The 21,708-nt window shown below is 73.1% G+C and carries 19 protein-coding genes; 4 read left to right on the plus strand and 15 right to left on the minus strand.

Annotation, left to right across the window (positions count from 1 at the left end; all coding sequences use genetic code 11):
• Nucleotides 1–95 precede the first annotated feature (95 nt).
• Nucleotides 96–1,322 (plus strand): MFS transporter, encoded by a 1,227-nt coding sequence (locus tag HW130_RS15365; protein WP_177150130.1) that lies wholly within the window; start codon nt 96–98, stop codon nt 1,320–1,322.
• Here the strand turns inward: HW130_RS15365 and HW130_RS15370 are convergent.
• The 5 genes from HW130_RS15370 to HW130_RS15390 form a co-directional block, all read right to left on the minus strand.
• The gene (locus tag HW130_RS15370) at nt 1,291–3,048 is read right to left on the minus strand and encodes an NAD+ synthase (protein WP_177150131.1); all 1,758 of its coding nucleotides are present in this window, start codon (nt 3,046–3,048) and stop codon (nt 1,291–1,293) included. The genes HW130_RS15365 and HW130_RS15370 overlap by 32 nt on opposite strands.
• 241 nt (nt 3,049–3,289) lie before the next feature.
• On the minus strand, nt 3,290–3,721 hold the full coding sequence (locus HW130_RS15375) for a CBS domain-containing protein (RefSeq protein ID WP_177150132.1): 432 nt from the start codon (nt 3,719–3,721) through the stop codon (nt 3,290–3,292).
• Between the two features lie 153 nt (nt 3,722–3,874).
• Nucleotides 3,875–4,558, minus strand: coding sequence for a DUF305 domain-containing protein (locus HW130_RS15380; RefSeq protein ID WP_177150133.1), 684 nt, complete (start codon nt 4,556–4,558; stop codon nt 3,875–3,877).
• Nucleotides 4,559–4,563: 5 nt separating this feature from the next.
• Entirely contained in the window at nt 4,564–5,211 is a 648-nt protein-coding gene (locus tag HW130_RS15385; RefSeq protein WP_177150134.1) for a DUF3105 domain-containing protein, read from the minus strand.
• A 65-nt stretch (nt 5,212–5,276) separates the two neighbouring features.
• Complete coding sequence (locus HW130_RS15390) at nt 5,277–5,681, minus strand: hypothetical protein (protein ID WP_177150135.1); 405 nt, start codon at nt 5,679–5,681, stop codon at nt 5,277–5,279.
• Between the two features lie 313 nt (nt 5,682–5,994).
• Between HW130_RS15390 and HW130_RS15395 the strand changes: the two genes are divergently transcribed.
• Together HW130_RS15395 and HW130_RS15400 are read left to right on the plus strand one after the other, a co-directional pair.
• Nucleotides 5,995–7,356, plus strand: a complete 1,362-nt coding sequence (locus HW130_RS15395) for a glutamine synthetase family protein (protein WP_177150136.1) — start codon at nt 5,995–5,997, stop codon at nt 7,354–7,356.
• A 148-nt stretch (nt 7,357–7,504) separates the two neighbouring features.
• Nucleotides 7,505–7,732, plus strand: coding sequence for an antitoxin (locus HW130_RS15400; RefSeq protein WP_177150137.1), 228 nt, complete (start codon nt 7,505–7,507; stop codon nt 7,730–7,732).
• A gap of 179 nt (nt 7,733–7,911) precedes the next feature.
• Here the strand turns inward: HW130_RS15400 and HW130_RS15405 are convergent, their stop codons facing one another.
• From HW130_RS15405 to HW130_RS15425, 5 genes are all read right to left on the minus strand, one after another.
• Entirely contained in the window at nt 7,912–8,610 is a 699-nt protein-coding gene (locus tag HW130_RS15405; RefSeq protein WP_177150138.1) for a class I SAM-dependent methyltransferase, read from the minus strand.
• 63 nt (nt 8,611–8,673) lie between these two features.
• Complete coding sequence (locus HW130_RS15410; protein ID WP_177150139.1) at nt 8,674–9,414, minus strand: class I SAM-dependent methyltransferase; 741 nt, start codon at nt 9,412–9,414, stop codon at nt 8,674–8,676.
• A gap of 414 nt (nt 9,415–9,828) precedes the next feature.
• Nucleotides 9,829–10,260 carry a VOC family protein gene (locus HW130_RS15415; RefSeq protein ID WP_177150140.1) on the minus strand — a complete coding sequence of 144 codons (432 nt, stop codon included), beginning with the start codon at nt 10,258–10,260 and terminating at the stop codon, nt 9,829–9,831.
• A gap of 58 nt (nt 10,261–10,318) precedes the next feature.
• Nucleotides 10,319–10,837, minus strand: coding sequence for a pyridoxamine 5'-phosphate oxidase family protein (locus HW130_RS15420; RefSeq protein WP_177150141.1), 519 nt, complete (start codon nt 10,835–10,837; stop codon nt 10,319–10,321).
• 103 nt (nt 10,838–10,940) lie between these two features.
• Entirely contained in the window at nt 10,941–13,055 is a 2,115-nt protein-coding gene (locus HW130_RS15425; protein WP_177150142.1) for a PIG-L family deacetylase, read from the minus strand.
• A gap of 288 nt (nt 13,056–13,343) precedes the next feature.
• Between HW130_RS15425 and HW130_RS15430 the strand changes: the two genes are divergently transcribed.
• The gene (locus HW130_RS15430) at nt 13,344–16,331 is read left to right on the plus strand and encodes a bifunctional [glutamine synthetase] adenylyltransferase/[glutamine synthetase]-adenylyl-L-tyrosine phosphorylase (RefSeq protein ID WP_177150143.1); all 2,988 of its coding nucleotides are present in this window, start codon (nt 13,344–13,346) and stop codon (nt 16,329–16,331) included.
• A 35-nt stretch (nt 16,332–16,366) separates the two neighbouring features.
• On the opposite strand, the gene HW130_RS15435 is transcribed toward HW130_RS15430, so the two are convergent.
• The 5 genes from HW130_RS15435 to HW130_RS15455 form a co-directional block, all read right to left on the minus strand.
• Nucleotides 16,367–17,257: a phosphatase PAP2 family protein gene (locus HW130_RS15435; RefSeq protein WP_177150144.1), complete on the minus strand. Its 891-nt coding sequence runs from the start codon at nt 17,255–17,257 to the stop codon at nt 16,367–16,369.
• A 92-nt stretch (nt 17,258–17,349) separates the two neighbouring features.
• Nucleotides 17,350–17,913: an N-acetyltransferase gene (locus HW130_RS15440; protein WP_177150145.1), complete on the minus strand. Its 564-nt coding sequence runs from the start codon at nt 17,911–17,913 to the stop codon at nt 17,350–17,352.
• Nucleotides 17,914–17,939: 26 nt separating this feature from the next.
• Nucleotides 17,940–18,674: a TetR/AcrR family transcriptional regulator gene (locus HW130_RS15445; RefSeq protein WP_177150146.1), complete on the minus strand. Its 735-nt coding sequence runs from the start codon at nt 18,672–18,674 to the stop codon at nt 17,940–17,942.
• A gap of 62 nt (nt 18,675–18,736) precedes the next feature.
• Complete coding sequence (locus HW130_RS15450; RefSeq protein ID WP_218183565.1) at nt 18,737–20,719, minus strand: hypothetical protein; 1,983 nt, start codon at nt 20,717–20,719, stop codon at nt 18,737–18,739.
• Nucleotides 20,720–20,900: 181 nt separating this feature from the next.
• On the minus strand, nt 20,901–21,698 hold the full coding sequence (locus tag HW130_RS15455) for a tyrosine-protein phosphatase (protein WP_177150147.1): 798 nt from the start codon (nt 21,696–21,698) through the stop codon (nt 20,901–20,903).
• Between the last annotated feature and the right edge of the window lie 10 nt (nt 21,699–21,708).

Below are 21,708 nucleotides of genomic sequence, written 5' to 3' on the forward strand. Positions count from 1 at the left end.
GGAAAACCTTGCGCAACCCACCGTTCACCGCCGGGAACAAAACATCTGAGACCATTTGTTCCGAGAACGAACTTACTCGGAAAGGCCCTCCCCTCATGCCCTTGGCGCTACTCGCCCTCGCCGTATCCGCCTTCGGCATCGGAACCACCGAATTCGTCATGATGGGCCTCCTGCCCAACGTCGCCGACGACCTCGGTACCTCCGTCCCCACGGCCGGACACCTCGTCTCCGCCTACGCCCTCGGCGTCGTCATCGGAGCCCCGCTCCTGACCGCCCTCGGCTCCCGCGTGCCCCGCAAGCGGATGCTCCTGCTGCTCATGGCGCTCTTCACCCTCGGGAACCTCGCCTCCGCGCTCGCCCCCGGCTTCGGCACCCTCCTCGCGGGCCGCGTCCTCGCCGGGCTGCCGCACGGCGCGTTCTTCGGCGTCGGCGCCGTCGTCGCCGCCCGGCTGGTCCGCGAGAACCGGCAGGCCCGCGCCGTCGCCACGATGTTCCTCGGGCTGACCGTCGCCAACATCGTCGGCGTCCCCGCCGCCACCGCACTCGGCCAGCACCTCGGCTGGCGCGCCACGTTCCTCGTCGTCACCGCCATCGGCCTCCTCGCGATGGCCGCCCTCGCCCGGCTCGTCCCGCACATGCCGCTCGACGCCCACCAGAGCGTCGGCCGGGAGCTGCGCGCACTCGGCGACAGGCAGGTCGTCCTCGGCCTGCTGACCGCCGTCTTCGGGTTCGCCGGCGTCTTCGCCGTGTACGCGTACCTGGCCTCGATGACCACCGAGGCCATGGGCCTCGCGGAGGCGTCCGTCACACTCGTGCTCGCCCTGTTCGGCATCGGCATGACACTGGGCGCGCTCGTCGCGGGGCCGCTCACCGACCGGGCGCTGCGCCCGACCCTGTACGGCTCCCTCGCCGCGCTCGCCCTCGTCCTGGTCGCGTTCCCCTTCACCGTGCACACCACGTGGCTCGCGCTCACGGCCGTCGTCGTCCTCGGCGCGGTCGGCTTCCTGACCACCACCCCGCTGCAGATGCTCGTGATGCGCAAGGCGCAGGACGCGCCGACGCTCGCCTCGGCCTCCAACCACTCGGCGTTCAACCTCGCCAACGCGGGCGGCGCCTGGCTCGGCGGCGCGGCCATCGCGGCCGGCTGGGGCTGGACGTCGCCGGCCTTCGTCGGCGCCGTCCTGACCGTCGTGGGTCTCGCGATCGCCGCCGCGGCCGGACTGCTCGACCGCGACGGAAAGGGGGCCTCCCGCGTGATCGCCGCAGGAAGCCCCCGTACACCGGAGCCGGTCAGCTCGTCGTCTCGCGCCACCGGTTCGTGATCGGCAGCCGCCGGTCCTTGCCGAAGCCCTTGGCCGAGATCTTGGTGCCCGGCGGGTACTGGCGCCGCTTGTACTCCGCCGTGTCCACCAGCCGCAGCGTCTTCGTCACCAGCTCCTCGTCGAAGCCAGCCGCGACGATCGCGTCCTTGCCCTGATCACGGTCGACGTACAGCTCCAGGAGGCGGTCCAGCAGGTCGTAGTCGGGCAGCGAGTCGGTGTCCACCTGGCCCGGGCGCAGCTCGGCGCTCGGCGGCTTCGTGATCGACGCCTCCGGGATCGGCGGGGTCTGGCCGCGCTCCTCGGCGGCGCGGTTGCGCCACTGCGCGAGCCGGAAGACGGACGTCTTGTAGACGTCCTTGATCGGCCCGTACGCCCCGACCGAGTCGCCGTACAGCGTCGAATAGCCCACGGCCAGCTCGGACTTGTTGCCCGGCGCGAGCACGATGTGGCCCTCCTGGTTGGACAGGGCCATCAGCATCGTCCCGCGCAGCCGCGACTGGAGGTTCTCCTCGGCCAGCCCGGTGAGCCCCAGCGAGCCCATGTACGCGTCGAACATCGGCTCGATCGGTACGGTCCGGAAGTTCAGCCCGGTCCGGCGCGCCAGCTCGGCGGCGTCGCCCTTGGAGTGGTCGGAGCTGTACTTGGACGGCATCGAGACGCCGTAGACGTTCTGCGCTCCGAGGGCGTCGCACGCGATGGCCGCGACGAGGGCGGAGTCGATGCCGCCGGAGAGGCCGACGAGGACGGACCGGAAGCCGTTCTTGGCGGCGTACGCGCGCAGGCCGACGACCAGCGCGGAGTACACCTCCTCGTCGTCGTCGAGCCGGTCGGCGTAGCCGCCGGTGAGCTCGGCCTCGTACGCGGGCAGCGGCTCCTCGGACAGCACGACGCGGTCGACGGTCAGGCCGTCGTCCACGACGCCGGTGGGCGCGTCGGCGGCGGCCGCGGGCAGGTCCAGGTCCAGTACGACGCAGCCCTCGGCGAACTGGGGTGCGCGGGCGATCACTTCGCCGTCGGCGCCCACGACGATGGAGTCGCCGTCGAAGACGAGCTCGTCCTGCCCGCCGATCATCGCCAGGTACGCGGTGGTGCAGCCGGCCTCCTGGGCGCGCTTGCGCACCAGCTCCAGGCGGGTGTCGTCCTTCTCGCGCTCGTACGGCGAGGCGTTGATCGAGACCAGCAGGCCGGCCTTCGCACTGCGGGCCGCCGGCACGCGGCCGCCGTCCTGCCACAGGTCCTCGCAGATCGCGAGCGCGACGTCGACGCCGTGGACGCGGACGACCGGCATGGTGTCGCCCGGCACGAAGTACCGGAACTCGTCGAAGACGCCGTAGTTGGGCAGGTGGTGCTTGGCGAAGGTCAGTACCACCTCGCCGCCGTGCAGCACGGCGGCGGCGTTCTGCGGAGCGCCGGCGGGCTGGCCGTACCTGGGCTGGGCCGTCTCGGAGCGGTCCAGGTAGCCGACGACGACCGGCAGGTCCCCGAACCCCTCGGCGGCGAGCCGCGAGGCGAGCGCCGGCAGCGCGGCGCGGGACGCCTCGACGAAGGACGAGCGCAGGGCCAGGTCCTCGACGGGGTACCCGGTGAGCACCATCTCGGGGAACGCGACGAGGTGCGCCCCCTGCTCGGCGGCGTGCCGGGTCCAGTGGACGATGGCCTCGGCGTTGCCGGCGATGTCACCGACGGTCGAGTCGATCTGATTCAGAGCGATGCGTAGTTGAGGCACGCGGCTCAGTGTAATCGTCTTTCTGACGCGATGTCTCGGGACGGGGGGCGAGCGGCTCGTGCCGGCAGGCCCCGTACCGACAGCCACCCGCACCCCGCGGCGAGGGGCCGCGGGTGCGGGTGGCTGTCCGGCCGCCGGACCGCACCCCGCGCAGTCGTCCGGCCGCCGGGACCCGCGGCGCGCAGCGCACGCACGGGCCCGGGGCGTCGGTGCGGCACGAGCGCGCCGCACCGACAGGCTGCTACGAACGAGGTCCGGTCGCCGCGTACACGCGTTCCGCCCAGCCCGCGATCTGGTCCTCGTTGAGGTGCTGTGCCAGATCGGCCTCGCTGATCATGCCCACCAGGCGCTTGTTCTCGATCACCGGCAGGCGGCGGATCTGGTGGCCCTGCATCTCGCGCAGCACCTCCTCGACGTCGGCGCCCGCGTCGATCCAGCGCGGCGTGCCCTTGGCCATCTCGCCCGCCGTCACCTTCGACGGGTCGTGCCCCATGGCGACACAGCCCACGACGATGTCACGGTCGGTGAGGATGCCGCAGAGGCGTTCGTCGGCGTCCGCGATGGGCAGAGCGCCCACGTTCATCTCGCGCATCATCTGTGCGGCGCGGTCGAGGGTCTCGTTCGCGGGAATCCACTGGGCCCCCGCGTGCATGATGTCTTTGGCCGTGGTCATCGAACGTGCCTCCTGGATGCCGGAAGACCCCGAGCCATCCCATTGTGGTTGCGCCTTTCGGCGTACGCGACCGCTGCGGTCACCGGCCCCGAAGCACGTGGGCCCGGCACGTCACCACGCGGTGACGGGCCGGGCCCGCGGTCTTCCGTACGGTCAGGCGAGCGGCTCGGCGCCGCGCTTCTTCAGCAGGCCGACCATCAGCTCGACCTCCGAGCGCTGCGCGTCCACCATGCCCTGCGCCAGATCGCGCTCCGTGGCGACGGTGCACAGGTCCACGCAGCCCTGGGCCATGGCCACACCGCCGTTGTGATGGTTGATCATCAGCTGGAGGTAGAAGACCTCCGCCTGCCGGCCGCTGAGCCCGCCCAGCCGCTCCAGCTCGTCCTTCGTCGCCATGCCCGGCATCAGCCGGCCGTCGTCCGCCGCGCCGCCGGCGTGGCCCGAGCCGTGTCCGCCGTGGGCGGAGCCGTCCGCGGACGAGGCGTCCGTGCCCTGGTGCATCCATTCCATCGGCTCGCGGCCGGCGACGACCTTGGGCAGCTCCCACAGGTCGAGCCAGCCCAGCATCATGCCGCGCTGGTTGGCCTGCGTGTTGGCGATGTCGTACGCGAGCCTGCGCACCTCCTCGTCCTTCGTCCGGTCCCGGACGATGAACGACATCTCCACCGCCTGCTGATGGTGGACCGACATGTCCCGGGCGAAGCCGGCGTCCGCCGAATCCCCCGTGGGCGTACGCGCGGCGGACGTCTCCCCGCCCGCGGAGGCCACCGTGGCGGCACCGGCGAACAGCAGCGCGAGCACGACCGCGGTGATCGCGGCCCAGTGCGTGCGCGTCATGCCGCTCACTTCCCGCTCAGCCCGCCCGTGCAGGCCGCACCGGGCTCGGGCGTCTGCGGACCCTGCACGTACTTGGTGAAGAACTGGTTCACGCGCGGGTCGTCGGCCGAGTCGACCGTGACCTGCTTGCCCCAGGCGCTCAGCATGATCGCGCCCTTCTGGTCCTTGTACGGGCTCATCAGCGAGTACGGGGTCTTCGCGACCTTCTCGCCGAGCTTCTTCACATCGGCCTCGGCGGCCTTGTCGGTGTACGTCACCCAGACCGCGCCGTGCTCCAGCGAGTGGACGGCGTTCACGTCCGGGACGGGCTCGGTGTAGACGTCGCCGTTGCAGTTCATCCACACCTGGCTGTGGTCGCCGCCGACCGGCGGAGCCATTTCGTACTTCACCTGGGTGTCGACGTGGTTGCGGCCCAGCTTCTTCGCGTCCCAGCTCTGCTCGTCGGTCACCGGCGCCTTGGCCGCGGCGACCTCCTGTTCCTTCTCCTCGGACTTCTTGTTGAGGACGAAGCCGCCGAAGCCGACGAGCGCGGCGACGACGAGGGTGCTGACACTGATCGTGATGATGCGGTTGCGGCGCTCGCGCGCCTGCTCGGCGCGGCGCATCTGCTCTATTCGGGCCCGGCGGTCGTTGGTCGTGTTGCGGGAAGCCATCGTGGGGTCGTCCTTCGTGAGGTCTGCGGGGGTGTCTGTCGGTGCGCGGGAAGTGAGCGGGCGGACTACGCCCGCAGCACTTGAAGGACGTGCAGGTCGGGAGCCCGGGGCAGGGCGCCGGTCCGCGGCGGTCCGCCGCCGTCGGCCGGCGCCGCCGTGTACGGGAGCTCGGCGGCCGCGGCCAGCGGAGCGTCGAGCGGGGGTGCGGTGAGCACGGCCGGACCCAGCACCGGCAGCAGACCGCAGTCGCCCCGGTCGTACGGGCAGCTGAACACGGCCGAGGGCTCGGGGCCGCCACCGGTGGCACCGGGTGCCCGCACGGCCGCGGCCTCGTGTGCAGCCCCCCGGTGGGGGGCGGGCGCCGACGGGCCCAGGCAGATGAAGAGCGCACCGAGCAGCGTCGCCACGGAGCTCAGCAGAGCCGTGGGACGCGCACTGCGCGAGACGCGGTCGCTCCGCGAACCCCTCATGGCCCGAGATCGTAGTAGGCGCACGGGCGGTGCAGGCCGGACGGGGAGAGAAACCTCACGGGTCGCGGGGCGGACAACCGGCGAGAACCGCTCGAAGGCCCCGGCGCCCGAAGCGACGGGACCCCCGGGCGCCCGTGAGGACCTTCACAGGGCCCCGGAGGAGGTGAGGCACCCCTCAGGGTCGTCTCCGGATGTGCCCTGGCCCACAATGGGCACAACCGCCCTGCGCAACGTGCCCGAAACCCGTGAGTGGCATCCTCGGAGCGGTGGGCAGGCGGCAGACAGGCGGCGGGACCGGCAAGGAATGGTGGAAATGGATAAGCAGCAGGAATTCGTGCTCCGCACGCTCGAGGAGCGCGACATCCGCTTCGTGCGCCTGTGGTTCACCGACGTGCTCGGCTTCCTCAAGTCCGTCGCCGTGGCCCCCGCCGAGCTGGAGCAGGCCTTCGACGAGGGCATCGGCTTCGACGGCTCCGCGATCGAGGGCTTCGCACGCGTCTACGAGTCGGACATGATCGCCAAGCCGGACCCCGGCACCTTCCAGATCCTGCCGTGGCGCGCGGAGGCCCCCGGCACCGCCCGGATGTTCTGCGACATCCTGATGCCCGACGGGTCGCCGTCCTTCGCGGACCCGCGCTTCGTGCTGAAGCGCATCCTCGCCAAGACCTCCGACCTGGGCTTCACCTTCTACACCCACCCGGAGATCGAGTTCTTCCTGCTGAAGGACAAGCCGGTCGACGGCACCCGCCCCACCCCCGCGGACAGCTCCGGCTACTTCGACCACACCCCGCAGCACGTGGGCATGGACTTCCGCCGCCAGGCCATCACGATGCTGGAGTCCATGGGCATCTCGGTGGAGTTCAGCCACCACGAGGGCGCGCCGGGCCAGCAGGAGATCGACCTGCGCTACGCGGACGCGCTGTCGACGGCCGACAACATCATGACGTTCCGCCTGGTCATGAAGCAGGTCGCGCTGGAGCAGGGCGTCCAGGCCACGTTCATGCCGAAGCCGTTCTCGGAGTATCCCGGCTCCGGCATGCACACCCACCTGTCGCTCTTCGAGGGCGACCGCAACGCCTTCTACGAGTCGGGCGCCGAGTACCAGCTCTCCAAGGTCGGCCGCTCGTTCATCGCGGGCCTGCTGCGGCACGCCGCCGAGATCTCGGCCGTCACCAACCAGTGGGTCAACTCCTACAAGCGCATCTGGGGCGGCTCGGCCCGCAGCGCCGGCGCCGGCGGCGAGGCCCCCTCGTACATCTGCTGGGGCCACAACAACCGCTCCGCTCTGATCCGCGTCCCGATGTACAAGCCGGGCAAGACCGGCTCGGCCCGTATCGAGGTGCGCTCGCTGGACTCCGGCTGCAACCCGTACCTGTCGTACGCGGTCCTGCTCGCGGCGGGCCTCAAGGGCATCGAGGAGGGCTACGAGCTCCCCGCGGGCGCGGACGACGACGTGTGGGCGCTGTCGGACGCGGAGCGCCGCGCGATGGGCATCGCCCCGCTCCCGCAGAACCTGGGCGAGGCGATCGACCTGATGGAGCGCAGCGAGCTCGTGGCCGAGACGCTGGGCGAGCACGTCTTCGACTTCTTCCTGCGCAACAAGAAGCAGGAGTGGGAGGAGTACCGCTCCGAGGTCACGGCCTTCGAGCTGCGCAAGAGCCTGCCGGTGCTGTAGGGGCCTTCCGGGGGCCGGGGCGCGCTCCCGGCGGCTTCCGGCGCCGCAGAGCCTGCGAGGCGGGCCCTTTCCTCCTGCGGATGCGAAGTCCGCAGGGTGCCGTGACCCTGGGAGGGACGGGGGACCCTGCGGCGAGGAGGAAAACCCCATGTCCATGATGGACAAGATCAAGAGCATGCTCAAAGGCCACCCTCAGCAGACGAACCAGGGCATCGAGAAGGCCGGCGACTACGTGGACGACAGGACCCAGGGCAAGCACAGGCGCCACGTGGACACGGCCCAGGACCGGATGAGGGAGCAGCTCGGCGGTGAGGGCGGCCGGCCCGGCCCCGCCCCCGGCCCGGACCGCGGCCCGGACGAGCCGCCGCGGGCCTGACTGCGACCGGCCGGCCCGGACCGGGGGCGCACGTCCCCGGCCCGGGCCGCGGTGTGCCGGGAGCCGTCAGGGAGCTTCGGCGAAGGTCCGGGATTCCGTCCTGTGGCTCGGGAGTGCGACCACGCAGCGCAGGTCGGCGCGCGGCCGGCCTCAGCCGGCCGACCTCGGTTCGCCCCTCTTCACCGACTCCGCTTCACGACCCCAGACGGATTCGAACGTGAAGGTCGTTCGGGTTTGTGGGCGAGAAAGGTGGCGAAAGTCCTCTCAGCCCCTTCGCCGGGTTCCTCCACCAGACGTGCGGTGAGGACGAGCCCGGCCTGCTTCAGGAGTTCGGCAATCCGATCAGGCGGCAACAGGTAGGACTCGTAGGACACCGGATGACCGCCGTATGCCTGTGTGGGACGCAGATGCTGGTCGGCCCCTACGTGACCGGCCAGCATCACACAGCCGCCAGGCGCGAGAGTGCGGTGGAACTCGCCGAACACCACCGGCAACAACGTCGGTGGCGTGTGGTGGGTGGAGTAGTACGCGAGGATGCCGCCGAGGTCGTCGTCCTCGATCGGGAGCGAGGTCATCGAGCCGACGCCGAAGCGCAGATCCGGGTAGGCATGACGGGCAATCTCGACCATGGCGGGCGAGAGGTCCATGCCGAACGCAGGCACTTGCCGCTCGGCAAGGTAGGCCGTGACTTTGCCGGGTCCGCATCCCAGGTCGGCGACAGGCCCGAGACCGGCCGTGCGCACCACCTCCGCGAACACGTTCAGCATCCCTCGTGACAGCGGATCCAGCTCCGCCGGAGGCTTGACCTGCTCGAAGTAGTCGGAGGCGACCGTGTCGTACGACTCCCGGACGGCGGCGAGGTAGGAGAGATCAGGCATGCGGGCGACCCCGGTGAGGGCCCGCAGCCCACATGATCCGGTGCGGGGAGGCGTCGATGGTCGTCATGCCGTCACGACAGGCGGGCGGCGGGCCAGGAGATGGGCCTGCGGCGTCTTCTCACCCGGTTCCGCCTCCCGCACCGTCCGCGCCCGCACCTCGAAGCCGGCCGACTCCAGCTGCTCCGCGACCTGTTCGGGCATCAGCCGGTGGAAGTCGAGCAAGACCTCGTGCCCGAACGCCTCGGTGTGGCGCACGGGCTCGTGACCGACCTGGAACCCCAGGAGCAGATACCCGCCGGGAGCGAGGACGCGGTGGAACTCGGCGTACACGGCGGGCCGTTGGGCGGGCGGGACGTGGATGATGGAGTACCAGGCGACGAGCCCGCCGAGTGAGCCGTCGTCGAGGTCGAGCGCGGTCATGGACCCCTCGTCGAACCGCAGCCCCGGAAACGTGCGCCGGGCGAGGGCGACCATCGCGGGAGACAGGTCGATCCCCGAGATGTCCACTCCCCGCCCATCGAGATACGCGGTCGTCCGCCCCGGCCCGGACCCGACCTCGACGACACGGCCCTCGACCAGCTCGGCGAACGCGGTGAGCGTGGCGCGGTCCAGTGGCTTGGCCTCCAAGTCGGCGCGGAAGATGTCGGCGTAGTCGGCGGCGATGGCGTCGTACGAGGCGCGGGTGTCGGTGAGGAAGGCGGGCTCGCCCTCCCGGGGCCCTGTGGCCCCGGCCTCGTCCGTCTGAGATCCGTTCCCCTGAAGTCCGTGCGCCTGAGGCCGGACCCTCTCGGATTCGATGGTCATGGGACGACCTTAACGGCCGGGTCGGACAGCGCGTCCGTGTGTGCGGCAGCGGTCCTCGGGCAGTCCTGACTGTTTCTCAATTTCCCTGATTCGCCGAGCTGCTCCGTGGAAAACCCCATTTCGGAAGCAGTGCGAGTGGGTGTGGCTTCGCGTGGCCCCGTGCGGCAGGCATCGTGTCGCCGCCGGTGCCGGGGCTCACGAAGTGCGGGTCGCCCACGATGCCGTTGGCGGTCGGCCGCGGCACGCCCTGGAAGACGTTCCACAGCCACTGGATGCCCGGGCCCGTGGGCAGCCGGGAGTCGCCGGTACCACCCAGATGGGCCCGGCGGCAGAAGTCGGCGTCCGGCAGCTCCGACCCCAGCCGCCGGCGGCGAAGCAGGTGGGCGACGCGTGACGCACAGGGCGCCGGCTCTGTCAGCGTTCCGACAGCGGTGACGGCGCCTCCTGCACGCACCACGTGTTGCCGTCCGGGTCCTTGAAGAACATGAACGCGTTCCACACGTCGCCCGGGCCGTCCTCCCAGCCCGTCGCGCCCACGTGCTGGATCGGCGTCACCGGCACCCCGCGCGACATGAGCTCCGAGTGCGCCTTAGCGATGTCCGTCACGCACAGCTGGAGCGCGTGCAGGGAGCCGGGGGCCATCTCGGGCTGGTCCGGGTGGCGCGGCATTCCGGTCATCAGCGCGATGGAACAGCGCGAGCCGGGCGGCGTGAGCTGGATGATGCGCATGCCCGGGGCGACCTCGTCGTCCAGGTCGACCTTGAACCCCAGGGCCTCCCCGTAGAACGTCTTCGCGCGGTCCAGGTCCGTGACCGGGACGGTGACGACTTCGAGGGTCATTTCCATGGCGGGTCCTTACGTTGTCGGAGGAGCGAGGAGCGAGGAGCGGAGCCGGGAACGCGGGTCAGCCGGTGAAACTCCAGCGGGTCTGGCCGTACGGCTCTCCCCTGTGGAAACCGAACGCCTTCCGCGGCGCCACCCGGAATACCAAAGCCTCGCCGGCCGTGTGCGCGAACACGCCGTCGCGGACCTCGAAAGTCCAGTCCTCGCCGTACTTCTCGGTCCACAGCCGAGCCAGCGTGCGCAGCGCCGACTCGTCCGTGACCCGGACCGCCTCCCCCTCGACCACCACGTCGTCGCCCTCGCTCAGCGAGTTCGTCGACCCGGTCGTGAGGACCACGTGCGGGTTGGTGCGCAGGTTCAGCGCCTTCTGCTCCCCGGGGCCCGTGCAGAAGTGCAGGGCGTCGTCGTGCCAGACGGCGATCAGTGGCGTGACATGCGGGCGGCCGTCGGCACGTACGGTCGTCAGCCAGAACACCTCGGCGGCCGCGACCCGGGCCGCCGCCTCGGGCCAGGACGCGGCGGCCGCCTTCGGGTCGCTGAAACGGGGATCGAGCTGTGCAACGGGGTCGGCCACGGACATCGCTCTGTCCTCTCACGTCGTGTGCCTTCGAAGGGCTGCACAGAGACAGACCCCGCGCGGCGCTCGTACTCATCGCTCGCCCCGGCACGAGCTCCGGGTTCCTTCAGCCCACCGGCTGCCACGCCGCCGGCGCCCCGGGACCGGACCAGTACAGCCGCCCGTCGTGGCCGATCGCGCCCACGCCCGTCTCCGTGCCCGAGGGAGCCCCCACGAACAGCGGCCCGCCCGACCGCCACCGCGGCGTACCGGCCGACCGGCCCGCCGTGCCCGTGCCGCCCGGCGCCGGCAGGTACGTGCCCGGTACGCCCGTCCGGGAGCGGACCGCCAGCAGCGCGTGACCGGGGCCGGACGCGCTGACCGGGCCGAAGCCCGCGACGCCGCCGAGCTCGGTGACGGGCGAGGCCAGGGGGCCCGAGAAGTGGGCCGTGCGGACCGCGCCGGAGGCGGGCCTGCGGAACCAGAGCCGTACGCCGTCGCCCTCCGGCGCCGCGCTCAGCGTGAGCGTCGTCGGCGGCAGGCCCGTCAGGGTGGGACCGCTCAGCGGGGCGCCCGGCCTCGCCTGCGTCCAGGACCAGACCGACAGCGGGGTGCTGACGAAGACGTGCTGGCGGCCGCTCGCGTCGGACGCCACGGCCGGGTCGCCGTGCAGGTTCTCGCCGCCGCGCTCGCGCCACGCCGTCCACGAGCCGTCGAGGCGCTGGGAGACCGAGCTGAGCGAGTAGTGGCCGTTGCGCAGGTAGACCGTGATCCGGCCCGCCTTGTCGACCGTCGCCGCGGGGGCCGAGATGTCGGAGAGACCGGACGCGTCGTCCTTCTCGGGCGTACCGAGGGAGTGCCACCGCCCGAACGCGCCGCCCGGCGTGCGCTGCACCGCCGTCACCACCTCGCGGCGGTAGTCGGCGGGCCCCGCGCCCAGGGCCGTACGGGTCGCGAAGACCGCGATCCGGCCGTCTGCGAGCCGCACCGACGTCACGCCGCTGTCGAGCCCGGTGCCGGGCAGCAGCTCGGGACCGGTCCACGCGCCCCGCGCGCCGCGGTGCCAGACCGCGAGGCGCGTGTCGAGGACCGAGAAGGCCCACAGCTCGCCGCCGCGTCCGAGCTGCACCCAGGACGTCGACTCGCCCCGGGTGTAGCGGACGGACTGCGTCCAGCCGTGGCCGCCGGGCCGGGCCGCCACCTTGCGGTCGCCGCAGCCCGCCTCGGCGCCGCAGTAGTTGCGGTCGTCCGTCCACGCGTAGGTGTGCATCGTGCGCAGCTTGGCCGCCGCCGTCTCCGGGTCGAGCGTGTGCGGCAGGCCGCTGGTGAAGTAGCCGAGGTAGTTCTGGACGCTGAACGCCGGGTGGCCGGGCGTCGCCGCGTACCGCGCGAGCGCCGCCTGCGCGAACCGCGCCCCGAAGAGGTGGTCCTGGTGGTCGGTGGGCCGGTCCGTGCCGGCGACCAGGCCCGGCGTCGGGTCCTGCATCCGTACGTGCGTGGGCGCGAACCGCTTCAGCAGCCCCGCGACCGTGTCGACGACCTGCGCCTTGCTGTACGCGAAGTCCCGCTTCACCGGGGAGCCCGACGCCAGCTGCGAGGGCAGCTCGGACACCCGGCCGTCCCACAGACCGTGCAGGCTGACGGGCCGGTCGCCCGTGATGGAGCCCGCCTCGCGCAGCTGGACCCACACCAGGGACAACTCCGGACGGGCCACGAGCACGTCCAGCTCGGCGGTGCCGCCGCCGGCCGTCGGTATCGCGGTACGCCGCCACGGGCTCGTCCGGTCGCCGGTCGCCATCTCCGCGTACGCGGCGCGTATGCCGTTCTGCCGGGCCTCCGCGTACCGGGCCTTGTCGGCGGCGGGCCTGACGGAGGGGGCGAGCGGGCCGGTGCGGGCCGCGTTGACGCCGTCGGACTCGCCCGCCGTGAGGTAGACGGAGGTCAGCCGGGAGCGGGAGTCGACCGACTGACGGGTGTCGGGGTTCATGAAGAACAGGTCGTCGTCCGGGTGCGCGACGATCTGCACCACGGAGGTGGGGGCGGGCCCCGCGGGGGTCTGGCTCTCCTGGACGGTCGCCGGCCGGGCCGTCTGCACCTTCGGCGGGATGTGCGCCGCGCCGGAGCCGGCGGCATCGGCGCCGTAGAACCAGCCGGCCACGGCGACCGGGGCGATCAGGAGGGCCGCCGTCGGGCCTCGGCGGGAGAGCAGGGTGAAGCGGCGGCGGGGCCCGGACGAGCGCATTGCGGTGGTGCCTTCGGTGTTCAGGATTTCCAGTGGACGAGGTTCCGGCCGGCGCGCGTCGTGTGCGGCCCGTCGCATACGGGCACGAAGATCGGCACCGGCCTGCCGTGAAGACGGAGATACCGAGCATGCGGTTCATCGCGGGCGTTGTGCGCGGAACATGGCGAATCTCACGCGCCTCGTGCGTCACGTCCGGCAGGTACCGCGCGCGGTCCGCGGGGCCCGGGCCGGGTGGTGGGGACTAGGCTCGATGCGGCACGCTGATCAGTGCGAGGACGGGAGACCGGGATGACGGCGCCGGGGCGCAGAAGCAGTACCTTCACGCGACTCCTTCGGCACGGATTCACCGACCCCTCCGCCGCCGAGCGGCTGCTCGACCTCCCCGACATGGCCCCGGTCCGCGCCGACCCCGTACTGCTCGACGCGTTCGCCGCCACCGCCGACCCCGACCTCGCCCTGCGCGGCCTGGTGCGCGTGGTGGAGGCCCACGAGGACGCCGAACGCCGCCGCTTCCTCGACACCCTCGCCACCGCCAAGCCCCTCCGCGACCGGCTGCTCGGCGTCCTCGGCGCCTCCGAGGCGCTCGGCGACCACCTGGCCCGCCACCCGCGCGACTGGCAGGCGCTGTTCACGTACGAGTCCGCCGACCTGCACCCGGGCGTGGCCGAGTTCGAGGCGGGGCTCGCCGGGGCGAACGACCCCGTGTCGCTGCGCGTCGCCTACCGCCGCTGTCTGCTCGCCATAGCGGCCCGCGACGTGTGCGGCACCACCGACGTCGCCCAGGCCGCCGCCGAACTCGCCGACCTCGCCACCGCGACCCTGCGCGCCGCGCTCACCATCGCCCGCGCCGCCGCACCCGACGACGCCGCCGCCTGCCGCCTCGCCGTCATCGCCATGGGCAAGTGCGGCGGCCACGAGCTGAACTACGTCTCCGACGTCGACGTGATCTTCGTCGGCGAACCGGCGAACGGCACCGACGAGAGCAAGGCCCTCCAGGCCGCCACCCGCCTCGCCTCGCACCTGATGCGCATCTGCTCCGAGACCACCGTCGAGGGCACCATCTGGCCCGTCGACGCCAACCTGCGCCCCGAGGGACGCAACGGCCCGCTGGTGCGCACCCTGTCCAGCCACCTCGCCTACTACCAGCGCTGGGCCAAGACCTGGGAGTTCCAGGCGCTGCTCAAGGCGCGGCCGGTCGCCGGCGACCTGGCACTGGGCGAGGAGTACATCGACGCCGTCTCCCCGCTCGTCTGGCAGGCCGCCGAACGCGAGAACTTCGTCGCCGACGTGCAGAAGATGCGCCGCCGCGTCGTCGACAACATCCCCGCCGCCGAGATCGAGCGCGAGCTCAAGCTCGGACCCGGCGGGCTGCGCGACGTCGAGTTCGCCGTCCAGCTGCTGCAGCTCGTCCACGGCCGCAGTGACGCCTCCCTGCACAGCGGCAAGACCCTCGAGGCGCTCCAGGCGCTCGCCGCCGGCGGGTACGTCGGCCGGGCCGACGCCGCCCAGCTCGACGACGCGTACCGCTTCCTGCGCGCCATGGAGCACCGCATCCAGCTCTACCGGCTGCGGCGTACCCACCTCGTGCCCGAGCAGGAGGCCGACCTGCGCCGCCTCGGTCGCTCCCTGGGGCTGCGCACCGACCCGGTCGCCGACCTCAACCGGGAGTGGAAGCGGCACGCCTCGGTCGTACGCCGGCTCCACGAGAAGCTGTTCTACCGGCCGCTGCTCGACGCCGTCGCCCAGCTCGCGCCCGGCGAGATCCGGCTCAGCCCCAAGGCCGCCGGACAGCGCCTCGAAGCCCTCGGCTACGCCGACCCCGTCGCCGCCCTGCGCCACCTGGAGGCGCTGTCCTCGGGGGTGTCCCGCAAGGCCGCCATCCAGCGCACGCTGCTGCCGGTGCTGCTCGGCTGGTTCGCCGACTCCGCCGACCCCGACGCGGGCCTCCTCGGCTTCCGCAAGGTCTCCGACGCACTCGGCAAGACGCCCTGGTACCTGCGGCTGCTGCGCGACGAGGGCGCCGCCGCCGAGAACCTGGCCAGGGTGCTGTCCGCCGGCCGGCTCGCGCCCGACCTGCTGCTGCGCGCCCCCGAGGCCGTCGCGATCCTCGGCGACCCCGAGGGCCTGCGGCCCCGCGGACGCGACCACCTCGAACAGGAGGTGCTCGCCGCCGTCGGGCGCGCGGACAGCGCCGAGGCCGCCGTCGCCGCGGCCCGCGGCGTGCGCCGCCGCGAGCTGTTCCGTACGGTCGCCGCCGACCTCATCGCCTCGTACGGCACCGAGGACAGCCCCGCCGAGGCGGACCACGGAGCCCTCGTCGACCGGGCCGGCACGGCGGTCACCGACCTCACCGCGGCGACGATCGCGGGCGCGCTCAGGGCCGCCGTGCGCGACCAGTGGGGCGACACGCTGCCCACCCGGTTCGCGGTCATCGGCATGGGCCGCTTCGGCGGCGGCGAGCTGGGCTACGGCTCCGACGCCGACGTCCTGCTCGTGCACGAGCCGCGCGACGGCGTGGACGAACAGGAGGCCGCCCGCGCCGCGAACACGGTCGTCGCCGAGATGCGGCGGCTGCTCCAGCTGCCCACCGCCGACCCGCCCCTGCTGATCGACGCCGACCTGCGGCCGGAGGGCAAGAGCGGACCCATGGTGCGCACGCTCGCCTCCTACGAGGCGTACTACCGCCGCTGGGGCCTCGTGTGGGAGAGCCAGGCCCTGCTGCGCGCGCGTCCCCTGGCCGGCGACGCCGAACTGGGCGCCCGGTTCGTCGAACTGACCGACCCGCTGCGGTACCCGGAGAACGGACTCGGCGAGGACGCCGCACGGGAGATCCGCCGGCTCAAGGCGCGCATGGAGTCCGAACGCCTGCCGCGCGGCGCCGACCCGACGCTCCACGCCAAGCTGGGCCGCGGCGGTCTGAGCGACGTCGAGTGGACGGTCCAGCTGCTCCAGATGCGCCACGGCAGCAAGGTGCCGGGCCTGCGCACCACCCGTACGCGCGAGGCCCTGGCGGCGGCGCGGGAGGCCGGTCTGATCTCCGCCGAGGACGCCGCGACGCTCGACGAGGCGTGGGTGCTCGCCACGCGGGTGCGCAACGGCGTGATGGTGGTGCGGGGCCGGGCGGGCGACACGTTCCCGTCGGACGGCCGGGAGCTGGCGGCGGTGGGCCGTTATCTGGGGTACGGGCCGGGCCATGTGGGCGACATGCTGGACGACTACCGCAGGGTGACGCGGCGGGCGCGGGGCGTGGTGGAGGAGCTGTTCTACGGCGCGTAGCGCGCGCCGGGCCCGCAGGATCCGAAAGAGAGGGCCTAGGCGCGCGTCGGCAGCAGGCGCCGGAAACGCTGGGGCCGGTTCGGGTCCTCCAGCACCAGCCGGGGCAACCGGTGCGGCAGCGCCCGGTACCACGCGTACGACACCCCGAAGCCGAACGCCAGGCAGATCATGCCGCCCACCGCGTCCAGCCAGAAGTGGTTCGCCGTCGCCACGATGACGACCAGCGTCAGCGTCGGGTACAGCACGCCGAGGATCCTCGCCCACGGCGCCGTCGCCACCGCGCAGATGACGAGGCCGCACCAGAGCGACCAGCCGATGTGCATCGAGGGCATGGCCGCGTACTGGTTCGACATGTTCTTGAAGTTGCCCGAGGCCATCGAGCCCCAGGTCTCGTGGACGAGCACGGTGTCGATGAAGTGCTGCCCGTTCATCAACCGGGGCGGCGCGAGCGGATACAGGTAGTAACCGACCAGCGCCACACCGGTGGTGGAGAAGAGGACGAGGCGGGCGGCGGCGTAACGGCCGGGGTGTCCGCGGTACAGCCACACCAGCACACCGACGGTCACCACGAAGTGCAGTGTCGCGTAGTAGTAATTCATGGACACGATCAGCCATGTCACCGAATTCACGGCGTGGTTGACCGACTGCTCCACCGCTATGCCGAGGGTCTTCTCGGCCTCCCAGATCCAGTCCGCGTTGCGCAGGGCCTGGGTCCGCTGCTCCGGTACCGCGTTGCGGATCAGCGAGTACGTCCAGTAACTCACCGCGATCAGCAGGATTTCGAACCAGATACGGGGGCGGCGCGGCGACCGGGGAGCGCGCCGGACTTGTCCGGTGTGGACTGATTCGGCGGTGGCCTCGTCGTCCACCATGGGTGACGGGGTCGCCGTCCGGCTGTCCAGAGTCTTCACGGTCGCTTCACCCATGGGACGAGAGTCTGCCAGATACACGGCCCACACTGATCATCCCTTGGACGGGTTCGCGCCGTACGCGGTACACCTTACGGACGAGCCGTCCGTCAGGGGGAGAGCCGGGGCGCCCCGAATGCGATGCGGGCGGCCGGCAGGTGCTTCTCCAGCAGCAGCACCCCGTACAGGCTTCCGTCCGCCGCCCGCTTCGCGGGCTCCTCGCCGACCACGGTGTAGCCCGCGTCCTCGTAGTACGTCCGCAGCCGGGGATTGCTGCTCAGGCAGTCCAGCCGGGCCGTCGTGCGCCCCGCGGCCGCGACGCGCCCCTCGGCGTGGGCGAGCAGCGCCCGGCCCGTGCCGGGGGGAGCCGACCGGTCGGTCATCAGGCGGTGCACATAACCGGCCGTCGGGGGCTGCGCGCCCCAGGCCCCCTCGTCGTCCCACCACAGTTCGTACGCCCCGACCGGGGCGTCCGCGGCCCGCATCAGCCACACCTCGCCGTCGGCGATCCGGCGGCGGAAATGGGCGGCATCCTTGCCGCCCGGCTTCCACTGGTCGATGCCGTGGCGCAGCATCCACCGCGCGGCTCCGTCGTGGAGCCCGACCAGGATGTCGACGTCCGACGGGGTCGCGGGGGAGAAGGCCGCGGGGGAGGAGAGAGACTCGGTGATCATGGCGTCATGATGTCGGGCGGCCCCGGTCAGCCACGGCCCGGGTGGGCGCGCTGGGCGGGCACCTGCGCCAGCGCGGGCGCGAGTGCCAGCAGGCGGCCGACGAGGTCTCCGAAGGGGCCCTCGACCGGCTCGTCCGCGAGCATGGCCACCAGGATCCGCGCCATCTCCTCGTCGTACGCCGCGCTCACCGCGGTCAGCGCCGCGAAGTCGTGCACGAGCTGGAGCTCCAGTTCGGCGCGCGGGATGCTGCGGCCGTCCAGCCACAGCAGCGCGGTCGACTCGGCGAGCGAGACCCAGGAGCGGACGACCAGTTCCAGCCGCGGCGACGGCGTCCCGATCCCCAGGTGCGCGAGGATCTGGTCGAACGCGGCCTGCCGCACCTCGTCGATCATCGCGTTGGTCGTGGACGAGCCGACGGCGGGGCCGCCGCGCATCAACGCCGAGAAGCCCGGGCCGTGTTCGTCGACGAAGTCGAAGAAGCGGCCCATCACCCGCAGCAGCCGCGCCCCCAGCGGGCCGTCGTGCGGCTCTTCGAACCGCCCGGCCAGCTCGTCGGCCGCCCGGCGCAACGCCGCCTCGTACAGGCTCTGCTTGCCGGGGAAGTAGTGATAGACGAGCGGCCGCGAGATGCCCGCGGCCGCAGCGATCTCGTCGATGGAGACGTCGTCGGGGGAGCGGTGGCTGAACAGCTCCAGCGCCACACCGATCAGCTGCTGCCTGCGCTCCTCGACGCCCATCCTGCGCCGCACCCCGGTCGTCATGCCGACACCCTACAGACCGGGGCGGAGCGCGCCCCTCCTGGTCCCTGTGCGCGGACCACCGCTCAGTGCAGCGGGCCGACCCGGGTGCCGTCCGCGAGACGGCCGTTCAGCTCCGCGCGCGTTCCCTCCCGCGCCCGTACCGCCAGCACGCGGCCGGCGCTCTCGCCCGTGGCCCCGCCCGAGACGGTCAGTGAGGCGAACTGTCCGCTTCCCGCGGCCAGTACGTACCACTGGCCCGCCTGCGACTTCCACAGCACGCCCGCGAGCGCCCTGGGCTCGCGCACCCCGCACGACGGCGCGTCCTCCGCCCGCGCCACCACGGTGCCCGGTGCCCCGGGGCGGTCGGCCGGGGGATGGAACTGGGCCATCACGCGGCCGCCTCCGCCCCGCCAGGTCTCGGCCCGCGTGCACAGCCAGGCGGCCGTGCCGTTGGCCTCCGGCAGCCTCTGGCGGGCGTACTCCCAGGCGTTGACGCTGCGCACGCCGTGCGCGCGCACCCCTGCCAGTGAACAGGCCGTACGCGCCCAGGACACGCGGGCCGCCGGGCCGGTGGCGTCCTCGGGAGCGGCGGGCGGGCCGAAGGTGAGCCGCGCGGGCGTCAGTTCGCCGAGGTCGGTCAGGACCCGGGCGCCGCCGCCCGCCTCGACGGCCTCCAGCGTGTGCCACGCACGGCAGACACGCGCCTGCGCGGGGCTCGGGAGCGGGGCGGTGACCCCGTCGGCGTCGCGCGGCAGCGGGCGCGGCCGGGCCGCCGGCGCGAGCAGGTCCCGCACGGACACCTGACGCACCCACGGCGCCGTCAGATAACGGACGTCCGCGCCCGCGCGGGCCACGACGAGCGCCGCCGCGGAGGCCGCGTCCGCGCCGTCCGTCCGCGCGAAGTCCAGCGCCGCGCCGGGCGAGCCGTCGCGCGGTTCGGCGTAACGCGCCACCCGCAGGCCGTCGTGCAGCAGCACCACCTTCGCCGCGTCCACCTCGCCCGCGAACAGCAGGTGCGGCGGTCCCATGGGCGGGCCGGACGGTGTGCCCGGCGTCGCCGAGACCTGGACCGTCGCACCCGGTCGCGCCCACACCGCGAGCGCCCGCCGCAGCAGGCCCCGGTCGCCCACGAGCGGGCCGCGCGCCGGCCACACCGAGAAGTCCCGCCGCGTGGAGTGCTGCCAGGCTCCGGGCTCGGCCCGCGTCAGCCTGTCCGGGTCGAGCGCGGCCTCGGCCGCCGGATTGCGGGCGTAGAGCGGGGCCGCCGCGTCCGCCCCCCACCCGCCGCCCGGCAGCCCCAGCAGCGCCCCGCACACCGCGAGCGCCGTGACGGCCACCAGGCCCGCTTTGGCATGCTGGCGGCGGCGCATGAGGTCCGTGGGCCGCACCTGAAGGGAACACGGGTCGAACTCGGGCGAGCCGAGCAGCGCCGCCGCCTTCTTCCCGCCCGGCACCGCGTCCGCCTCCGCGAGCGCCGCGTCCGGGTCCGCCGCCCCCGCGGCGGCGAGGACGTCACGCACCTGCGGGTCCGGGAGCTTTTCGAGGCCGCGCAGCACGTAGGCCGCACGCGCGGGTCCGTCGAGCGCGGACAGCCGCTGGTCCAGGGCGAGTTCGTCCGCGCCGCCGGAGCGGGGGAAGACCCGCAGGCCCCAGATGTGCGGCAGCAGAGGCGGCAACTGGGCGCGCCGCGGCCGCGCCAGGCGCCGCAGCGGGAGCCCGGCGTCCAGCGCCTGGCGCAGCACCCGGTCGCGTACGAAGGCGTAGCCGGGGTCCGCACTGCCCGCCGGGCGCCGGGCCCGCGGCACGGCGGCCCCGCCGGAGACCGCCCCACGGCCGCGCGGCAGCGACCGCTGCGCGATCGCGTGCGCTGTCAACACGCGGCGGTTGCGGCCGAGAGTCGGCGGCAGTACGAGGTAGGCGATCCGCACGAGCCGCGGATAGTGCTCGACGAGCGCGGCCTCCGCCTCCTCCACACCGACCTCGCCCCCTAGGGGGACGGGCGGTGGCGGGGAGACGGCGGAGGTGTCTGCTTCGGTGACGGCATCCTGTGGTCGCACGTTCAGCAGAACGAGCGAATCGTCCTATGGTCACCAAGGCGCGGTCGCGGACCGGGAAGCGGCCGCCGCACCCGCTGCGACCCGGCGCGCGAGGCCGGCCGCACCCCGGGGCGGCGCCCGGCCGGTGCGGGCCGCACTCGCAGTGCGGTGCGTGCCCGCCGCGAGCCGAGCGCACCGCGGCGCGTCCCCCTCACCGTGAGGTGAGGTGTTCGCGGAGGCGGGTCAGTGTCGACGGGGTCACGCCCAGGCCGTCCGTCACATACGCCTCCATCGAGCCGTACCGCGCGTCGACCTCGTCCAGGGCCGCCGCCAGGTACTCCGGAGCCACGCCGATGATGCCAAGCGCCGTCTCCGGGCTGCCGCCCTGGAGGGTGAAGCCCTCAACCAGCGGTGCGAACGCCTCCCGTACCGCCGCGTTGACCGACAGGTACTCCGCCCGCACCGCATCCGGCGACGCCCCCAGCACGCTGAGCACGATCGTCGCCGCCCAGCCCGTGCGGTCCTTGCCCGCCGTGCAGTGGAACAGCAGCGGCGTCGCGCCCGGCTCCGCCAGCTCGTTCAGGAACGCCCCGTAGGACGCCCGCGCCGATTCCGTGGTCACGAACGCCCGGTAGATCGACTCGAACATCTCCCGGCCCCGGCCGCCGCCGAGCTCCTGTTCGGCGGCGGCCGGGTCGGCGAGCAGCTGACGCAGCCGGGCCGCCGCCGGCATCCGGCCCGCGGCGACCTCGTCCGCCAGCACGTCGGCGAGCAGGAGCCGCCCGCCCGGCGGCATCCGGTCCGGGCGGGCGTCGCGCTCGGCCGCCGTACGGAAGTCGACCACCGTACGCACACCGAGCGCGGCGACCGCCGGATCCGCCGCCAGGTCGAGCCGGTGCAGCTGACCGGAACGCAGCAGCACACCGCTGCGCACCGTGCCGCCGTCCGCCAGCGGGACGCCGCCGAGGTCGCGGAGATTGGCGACGGTGGTGGACGGGATCGCGTTCATGGAGCGGAAA

This window comes from Streptomyces sp. PKU-EA00015, from assembly GCF_013387495.1.
In the GTDB taxonomy this organism is placed as follows: domain Bacteria; phylum Actinomycetota; class Actinomycetes; order Streptomycetales; family Streptomycetaceae; genus Streptomyces.